This window comes from Candidatus Polarisedimenticolaceae bacterium (assembly GCA_036376135.1).
Classification (GTDB): Bacteria; Acidobacteriota; Polarisedimenticolia; order Polarisedimenticolales; family DASRJG01; genus DASVAW01.
On the sequence record DASVAW010000087.1, the window covers coordinates 1 to 8,306 of the forward strand.

The following is an 8,306-nucleotide window of genomic DNA, read 5'->3' on the forward strand; positions in this document are numbered from 1 at the left end:
GCCGCCATCGATTCCCTGGCGCATCGACAGGAACGACTGGCGGAGGAGGTACGCCGTCAGGTACGAGAGGACGAGAATCCCCGCGACGGCCATCGCGCCGACGACCGTGCGCATCACGGCGTCCCCGCGAGGGAGCTCCACCTACGCCGCACGCCGGCACCTCACCCGGAACACCGGCCCCGGCCCCGTCGCGAGCAGCTCGAGGCTCCCGCCGTGCGCGACGACGAGGGCGCGGGAGATCGCCAGGCCCAGGCCGCTTCCCCCCCGGTCGCGCGCGGTCGTGAAGAACGGGGTGAAGAGCTTCTCCGCGTTCGCGGCGGAGACGCCGGGGCCGGAGTCGGCGACGTCGATCACGACGTCCCCCCGCTCGGCGGCGACGTGGATCGACGTCATGACGCCGGGCCCGCCGTGGGTCCGGGCGTTCTCGAGGAGCGAGGCGAGGATCCCGTCGAGGATCGGCTCCTCCATCGCGATCGACGCCTGCGATCCCTCGACCTCGACCGGCAGGCCCGTTTCGCGCAGGCGCGCGGCGACCGAGGTCGCGACCGCGTAGGCTTCGCACGCACCGCCTCCCGGCCTCGCGACGTCGGCCTTCGCGAACTCGAGAAGACGCTGCACGAGATGCTCGAGGCGCGCGCCCGAGTGCGCGATGCTCCGGAGGAAACGCGCGCGCTCCTCCTCGCTCATCGTCGCGGCGTGGTCCTCGAGGAGCTCGACGGCGCCGCGGATCGCGGTGAGCGGCGTCTTGAACTCGTGGGAGACGTGCCCGGCGAACGTCCGGATGTACTCCCCGCGCTCCTCGAGGGTCTTCGCCATGCTCGCCAGAGCGGAGGAGAGCTGCGCGATTTCGGCGACCCCGGGACGCGCGATCGCCTTGAGCGCGCCTTTCTCTCCCGCCTCCGCGCGCCGGGCCTGCTCCATGAGGGCCTGCAGCGGACGCGCGATGGTGAGCGAGACCAGGAGGCTGATCCCCACGACGACCGCGAGGAGGAGGCCTCCCGCCAGGGCGAGCGGGCGGCGGTTGAGCCACAACGCCTTGGTGATGTCGAGCGGGGTGCGCGACAGGACGACGGCCCCGACGGTTTCGCTCCCGAGCCGGACGGGCAGCGCCACGAAGACGCGGTAACGCTGGCCGCGGCTGACCGATTCGAGCGAGGGGGGCGTGTTGTCCGAGGTGCGTACGCGCAGCAGGCTCACGCGTCGACCGCTCAGCGCGGCGGCGACCTCCTCGCGGTGGGCGAGGGAGAGGAACGCCTCGCTCCCCGAGGTCGCGACGACGATCCCGTGGCGGTCGACGATGCGGATCCCCGACAGCGTTTCGCGCGAGGCGGCCCGGAGGACCTGCGAGATGCGCGCGCCGGCGGCGACCGCGGCGACGTCGGGAGGAACGTCCGCCGGGGCGGCCGGAAGCGCGGGCGGGAGGATCGGGTCGTTCTGGACGTCCAGGCGCGGGGATGCGGCGCGCAGGGTCGCCTCGTCCAACGGCTCGAGCGGCTGCGGGGGGCCGAGCTCGCGGAGGAACGCCTCCCGCACGAGCGCCCCCTGCGCGAGGAGCTGCGCCTCGGTTCCGCGCACGAGCTCGTTCTCGTACAGGCGCAGGACCGCGACGAGGCCGAGGGGGAGGAGCAGGATCGCGAGGTTGACGATCAGCAGGATCGTGCGCAGGCGGGGGAGGAGGGATCGGGGTTCCTCAGGCACCGTCGCCGACCCTGTAGCCCACGCCGCGGACCGTCTCGATCGGCTCGCCGCCGGCCTCGGCGAACTTCTCCCGGATACGGCGGACGTGGCTGTCGATCGTCCTCCCCGAAACGTGGGTCGGCTCGCCGTAGGCGGAGTCCATGAGGGATTCGCGCGTGAAGACGCGCCCCGGGTGCGCGAGCATCGTCTTCAGCAGGCCGAACTCGACCGCGGTCAGGGGGACGGGTCTCCCGTCCCACAGCGCCTCGTGGCGATCCGGGTCGAGCCGGAGCTTGCCGTGCTGCATCGCGTGGGTCGGCGCGGCCTCGACCGGCGGGGCGTTCGCGCGCCGCAGCGCCGCGCGGACGCGGGCGACGAGCTCCCTGGGGCTGAACGGCTTCGTGACGTAGTCGTCGGCGCCGATCTCGAGGCCGACGATCTTGTCGATCTCGTCGGTTTTCGAGGAGAGGAAGAGGATCGGGACGTTCGAGCGCACGCGCACGCGGCGGCAGACCTCGGTTCCGTCCATCTCGGGCATGAGGATGTCGAGAATGAGCAGGTCCGGCTGGGTGCGCTCGAACGCCGCGAGGGCCGCGGCGCCGTCCCCGGCCTCGACGCATTCGATGTTCTCGCGGCGAAGGGCGAAGCGCACGACCTCGCGGATGTGCGGATCGTCGTCGGCGATCAGGACCGTCGTTTGCCGGCTCACGCGGGGAATTGTAGGTCGAGTTTCCGCCCTGCACGGAATCTGCACCGAATCCCCGGAGGGAGCACACGCGGGGCGCAACCCCGGGCGGCATCGTCCCCGCGACAAGGAGGCCGCCATGCTGCGCCGGATGATCGTGATCGTCGCCATCTTCATCGCCCTCTCCGCAGGCTGGTTCGTGCTGGGTGGGAGCGTGCTCCACCGGACGTGGAACGCCGACGGGCGGCTCAAACACGAGGTCGCCGCGTTGTGGGGGGACCGGCAGGAGCAGGTCTCACCCGAGCTGGCCTTCCGCTGGGTGAAGAAGGTGACCGACACCGAGACGATCGAGGATCCCGAGACGAAGAAGAAGTCGTTCGTGACCAAGGAGCGCGAGGTCTGGACGACGGAGTCGCAGATCCTCGACGGCTCGAAGATCACGGTGGACCTGGCGCTCGACCAGCGCAAGAAGGGGCTGCTCTGGTACGCGACGTACGGCGTGGATTTCGCCGGGAACTACACCTACGTGCACGACGACGCGCGCGAGGGGTTCGTGGACGTCACCTGGCGGTTCCCGACGACCTCGGCGATCTACGACCGGTTCCGCTTCGAGGTGAACGGGGTGATGGACCCGTCGATCGTGCCGCAGGACGGCGACGGGGCGAAGGTCGTGCGCGTGAGCGTGCCGGTGCGCGAGGGGACCCGCGTGCCGTTCACGATCGCCTACGCCTCCCGGGGGCTGGAGGAATGGCGGTATTCGTTCGGGAAGGACGTGAACCGCGTGAAGAACTTCGATCTCACGCTCACGACCGACTTCCGCACGATCGACTACCCGGCGGGGACGATCTCGCCGCAGTCGGTCGAGCCGGCCGGAGAGGGGTTCAAGCTGCGCTGGGCGTCGGAGAACCTGATCTCCGGGTTCGCGATCGGGATGGAGATGCCGCACCGGATCAACCCGGGGCCCCTCGCGGCCGAGATGACCTTCTTCGCGCCGGTGTCGCTGTTCTTCTTCTTCGTCTGGATGTTCGTGATCACCCTCATGAAGGAGATCGAGCTGCACCCGATGAACTACCTCTTCCTCGGGGCGGCGTTCTTCGCCTTCCACCTCCTGTTCGCCTATTCCGTCGACCACATCGACCTGGTGCCGGCGTTCCTGATCGCCTCGGCGGTCTCGGTCGCGCTCGTCGTGAGCTACCTGCGCCTGGTCGTCGGGCTGAGGTTCGCCGCCGTCGAGGCGGGGGTCAGCCAGGTGGTTTATCTGGTCTTTTTCTCCTGGGCGCACTTCGTCGAGGGGTTCACGGGTCTGATCGTGACGATCGGCGGCATCCTCACCCTCTTCGCGCTGATGCAGCTGACCGGGCGGATCCGGTGGAGCGAGGTCGAGACTTCGTGGGGCCGCTATACTCCCGGCTCCCCCGATGCGCATCTCCCGTGACACGATCGTCCGCTCGTTCGGCGCCGGCACCGCCCGGGAAGGAAAGCGCCTGGTCGACGCCGGCGCCGTGCGTCTGCTCCGCGTCGAGGGGCCCGAGGGGCTCGTCTTCGGCGGCGTCGGAGGAGGGGAGACCGAAGCCAGGGTCGCCGCCCGCGTCGCGACCTACCCCGACGGGCAGGTGGTTCTCTCCGGGGAGTGCTCCCTCGACGACCGCGGGAACTGCGCGCACGTGGCGGCGGTCCTCTGGGAGTCCCGCGACGTCCTGAGGAAATTCGGCGACCCGCCGACCATCGACGCCCCGGTCCCGCCGCCGCCCCCGGCGCCCCCGCCCGAACCCACGAGGCCGGTCCCGGTGCTCCGCCTGTTCGGGCGTCGCGATCGTTTCGTCGCGTTGCGCCCGATGGCCCAGCTCTCGTTCCTGTACGGGACGACCCCCGTCGGCGCCCGCGACCCGCGCGAGATGCCGTTCCGCAACCGGGATCTCGAGGCGACGGCTCTGGCGCGGCTCGCGGCGATCGGAATCGTCCCCGAGGCCTCGGACCCCGAGAGCCGCGACTTCGTCCTCGAGGGGATCGAGGGGGACGGGCGCGCGGCGCTCGAGCTCTCGCGCCACGAGCTCCCCGTGCTGCAGGACGAAGGGTGGCGGATCGTCGTGGACGACAGCTACCCGTACCGGATCGTCGAGGGGGACGCGCGCTGGTACGCGGAGGTCCACGAGGAGACGGGAAGCCCCTGGTTCGACCTGGAGGTCGGCATCGAGGTCGACGGCAAGCGATTGAGCCTGCTACCGATCCTGCTCGGCGTGTTGAGCGATCCGCGCTGGCGCCTGACCCCCGACCAGATCGCCTCCCTTCCCGACGACGGCTGGCTTCCGGCGCGGCTCAAGGACGGGCGGATCCTCCCGCTCCCCGCCGCGCGGGTGCGCGCCATCCTGTGGACGCTCGCCGAGCTCTACGGCTCGGACAAGCTCTCCCACGGGCGGGCGCTGAGGCTCTCGCGCCTCAACGCGCCGCGCCTCGCGGAGCTCGACCAGAGCCTCGAGGGGGAGCTCGACTGGACGGGGGGCGAGGCGCTTCGCGAGCTCGGGCGGCGGCTGAAGACCTTCCGCGGCATCGACCGGGCCGAGGTGCCGGAGGGGTTCGTCGGCACGTTGCGCCCCTATCAGATCGAGGGGTTGTCGTGGCTGCGTTTCCTTCGCGAACACGACCTCTCCGGGATCCTCGCCGACGACATGGGGCTCGGGAAGACCGTCATGCTCCTCGCGCACCTGCTGGCCGAGAAACGGGCGGGGGCGCGGGAGCCGTCGCTCGTCGTCGCGCCGACGAGCCTCATGCCCAACTGGCGGCGCGAGTCGGAGCGGTTCGCCCCCGAGCTTCGCGTGTTGACCCTGCAGGGCGCCGACCGGCACGCGCGCTGGCCGGAGGTCGACGACCACGACCTCGTGCTGACGACCTACCCGCTGCTCCCGCGCGACGAGGCGAGGTTGCTGTCGCGACGCTGGCACCTGTTCGTGCTCGACGAGGCGCAGTTCATCAAGAACCCGGCCACGAAGGCCGCCCGAACGGCGAGGAAGATCGAGGCGGTCCAGCGGCTGTGCCTCACCGGGACGCCGATGGAGAACCATCTCGGCGAGCTCTGGTCGCTCTTCCACGTGCTGATGCCGGGGCTTCTCGGCGAGGAGTCGCGGTTCCGCCGGGTCTTCCGGACGCCGATCGAGAAGGACGGAAGCCAGGCGCGCCGCGAGCAGCTCGCCGCGCGCGTGCGCCCGTTCCTCCTGCGCCGGACGAAAGAGGAGGTCGCGCGCGAGCTCCCCCCGAAGACCGAGATCACCCAGCTCGTGGAGCTCGAGGGGCCTCAGCGCGACCTCTACGAGTCGATCCGCCTCGCGATGCACCGCAAGGTCCAGGACGAGGTCGCGCGCAAGGGGCTCGGCCGGTCGACGATGGTGGTGCTCGAGGCGCTGCTGCGGCTGCGGCAGGTGTGCTGCGATCCCCGCCTGCTGTCGATGCGCGCCGCGGCGGGGGCGGGATCGGCGAAGCTCGAGGCGCTCCTCGCGATGCTCGAGGAGATGCTCGACGAGGGGCGCCGCGTGCTGCTCTTCTCGCAGTTCACGAGCATGCTCGCGCTGATCGAGGCGGAGCTGAAGACGCGATCGATCCCCTTCGTGAAGCTCACCGGGCAGACGCAGGACCGCGACACGCCGGTCCGCCGCTTCCAGGCCGGCGAGGTGCCGCTGTTCCTGATCTCGCTGAAAGCCGGAGGGACCGGGCTCAACCTCCCCGCCGCGGACACGGTCATTCACTACGACCCGTGGTGGAACCCGGCGGTCGAGAACCAGGCGACCGATCGCGCGCACCGGATCGGGCAGGACAAGCCGGTCTTCGTCTACAAGTTGCTCGTGGCGGGGAGCGTCGAGGAGAAGATCCTCGCGCTGCAGGGGCGCAAGAAGGCGCTCGCCGACGGCCTCTACGGCCGCGAGGCGAACCTCGGGCGCCTGCTGGCCCCCGAGGACCTCGAGCGGCTCTTCGCCGAGCTGACTTGAAAGGGGACAGCAACCATTTTCCCGGAAGGTCTCATACGCATGCCCTCACGCAACCGTGCGGAACGTGGGGCATTCGTATGAGACCTTCCGGGAAAATGGTTGCTGTCCCCATCCGGATCAGAACTTGACGCCGATGCCGGCGAAGATCGAGGTGTTCGTGGCGTCCTCGAAGTCGCCGTCGCCCATGTACTGGTCCCAGGAGACGCCGAAGTTGAACCCGGCGTTGGCCCACGGCCAGACCTTCACGCCGCCGATGAGGCCGTACGAGGTGTCGTAGACGTCGCCGAGGTCGCCGCTGATCGTGGAGATCCGCGCGCCGACGTACGGGTTCATGTTCGTGCCGGCGGCGAAATTGTAGTGGTAGAAGCCGCCGATCTGCGTGCTGTCGGTGTCGCCGAAGTCGCCCGCTTCGAGCTTGTTGTACGAGAGGAACCCGCCGACTTCGTGGCCGTCGGTGAGCATGTAGCCGAACGAGCCGGTGAAGATCGTGGTCTTGAGCTCCTCGTCCGCGCCGTCCGGGTCGAGGTTGTCGTAGCTGAACGTGAAGTCGATTTCCTTCTGTCCCTTCTTCAGCGGATCGGCGAAGGCGGGAGCGCAGACGAGCGCGGTGACGGCGGCGACGAGCATCCACTTCCGGGTCATTCAAACCTCCTGTACAGGGCGGGCCCGGTCGAGCCCGCGGTCCCTCGAATCACGACTCCGGGGAGCAAAGCGCGATCCTGAGTCGTGACCCGCCATTCCCGTCAAATTTGTAGGAATTGAGGACTATTTCGCGGGGGAACCGTGCAGGAAATGCCCACTGCCGCACCGCGGCGGCGGCAGGAAATGCACGTCGCGACCGCATGCCTATATTCGGCAGCGATGTTTCGAAACTGCCTCGTGGTCAGCGCGCATCCGCCGGTGCGCGAACGGCTCGCCGCGGCGTTGCGCGAGCGCGGGCTCACCGTCACCCTCGCGGCCACCGGCGACGAGGCGCTCGCGGTCGTGAAGCACGTCGCCGTCGACACCGTCCTCGTGGACGGCGCGCCCGTCGGGATGAAGCTCGAGACGCTCCGCCGCAAGGTCGAGTCGATGCGCTCGGGGTGCCGGGTCGTCGCCGCGACGTCGGTGGGGCCGATCAAGGGGACCGCGGAGATCCTGCGGCTGGGCGAAGACGACTTCCTGCTGCGGGCGCGCGACCTCGCGCGACTGGTCCCCGACGTGGACCTGCCGAAGACCGAAGCCCCTCCCGCGACACGCGAGCGGGTGGTGACGACGGCGCTCCTTTCCGTGATCGACGTGCTGGTCGGTCTGCTCGAGCTGCGCGACCGCTATTTCGGAGGGTCCTCCCACCAGGCGATGCGACTCGCCCGCGCGGTCGCCGAGCGCCTCGCGGCCGATCCCGAGACTCCCGACGAGGTGGCGCTCGCAGCGCTGCTCCGCGACCTCGGCCGGGCCGACGTGCCCGCCGACATCCTCCAGCAGAAAGGGGAGCTGTCCGACGCGCAGCGCGATCTGGTGCGCGCGCACGTGGACGCGGGGGTTCGCCTCGTCGAGTCGATCGAGTTCCCGTGGAAGATCGTCCCCCTGATCCGGCACCATCACGAGAGGTACGACGGCACGGGGTACCCCGACGGCCTGCGGGGCCGCGAGATCCCGATCGGCTCGCGCATCCTCGCGGTGGTCGACGCGTTCCTCGCGATGGTCTCGGAGCGCCCGCACCGCCAGGCGATGAGCGCGGCGCACGCCCTCGACGAGCTGATCCGTCACGCGGGGACGCAGTTCGACCCCGAGGTCGTCGAGATCTTCCTCACCGTCGCCGAGGGGATGTACCCCCGCCGCGCCGAGCACGGGCGTTACCGGGTGCTCCTCGTGGACGGCGATGAGGAGTACCGGAACCTCCTCCGGATGCGCCTGATCAACGACGACCACGAGACGATCTGCGCGGCGAGCGTGGACGAGGCCCTCGAGGCGCTGCTCGCGGGGCC

6 protein-coding genes are annotated in these 8,306 nt (G+C 70.2%); 3 read left to right on the top strand and 3 right to left on the bottom strand.

The features are described 5' to 3' along the window. Positions 1-141 precede the first annotated feature (141 nt). Positions 142-1,698: an ATP-binding protein gene (locus VF139_08385; GenBank protein ID HEX6851415.1), complete on the bottom strand. Its 1,557-nt coding sequence runs from the start codon at positions 1,696-1,698 to the stop codon at positions 142-144. Then, positions 1,691-2,386, bottom strand: coding sequence for a response regulator transcription factor (locus VF139_08390; protein HEX6851416.1), 696 nt, complete (start codon positions 2,384-2,386; stop codon positions 1,691-1,693). The genes VF139_08385 and VF139_08390 overlap by 8 nt, the downstream gene beginning before the upstream one ends. Positions 2,387-2,501: 115 nt before the next feature. Here VF139_08390 and VF139_08395 point away from each other — a divergent pair, with 115 nt between their 5' ends. Both VF139_08395 and VF139_08400 read left to right on the top strand, forming a co-directional pair. Next, positions 2,502-3,797: an inner membrane CreD family protein gene (locus VF139_08395; GenBank protein ID HEX6851417.1), complete on the top strand. Its 1,296-nt coding sequence runs from the start codon at positions 2,502-2,504 to the stop codon at positions 3,795-3,797. Further along, complete coding sequence (locus VF139_08400; protein HEX6851418.1) at positions 3,781-6,339, top strand: DEAD/DEAH box helicase; 2,559 nt, start codon at positions 3,781-3,783, stop codon at positions 6,337-6,339. Before VF139_08395 ends, VF139_08400 begins: the two co-directional genes overlap by 17 nt. 117 nt (positions 6,340-6,456) lie before the next feature. Here the strand turns inward: VF139_08400 and VF139_08405 are convergent, their stop codons facing one another. Then, entirely contained in the window at positions 6,457-6,981 is a 525-nt protein-coding gene (locus VF139_08405; protein HEX6851419.1) for an outer membrane beta-barrel protein, read from the bottom strand. A 219-nt stretch (positions 6,982-7,200) separates the two neighbouring features. On the opposite strand from VF139_08405, the gene VF139_08410 reads away from it, so the two are divergent. Continuing rightward, positions 7,201-8,306, top strand: a 1,106-nt coding sequence (locus VF139_08410) for an HD domain-containing phosphohydrolase (protein ID HEX6851420.1), incomplete at its 3' end; no start/stop codon positions are given.

What these genes read in the sequence shown, in the direction of transcription:
- VF139_08395 (HEX6851417.1), top strand. Translation starts at nt 2,502, where the DNA reads ATGCTGCGCCGGATGATCGTGATCGTCGCCATCTTCATCGCCCTCTCC.
- VF139_08400 (HEX6851418.1), top strand. Translation starts at nt 3,781, where the DNA reads ATGCGCATCTCCCGTGACACGATCGTCCGCTCGTTCGGCGCCGGCACC.
- VF139_08405 (HEX6851419.1), bottom strand. Translation starts at nt 6,981, where the DNA reads ATGACCCGGAAGTGGATGCTCGTCGCCGCCGTCACCGCGCTCGTCTGC.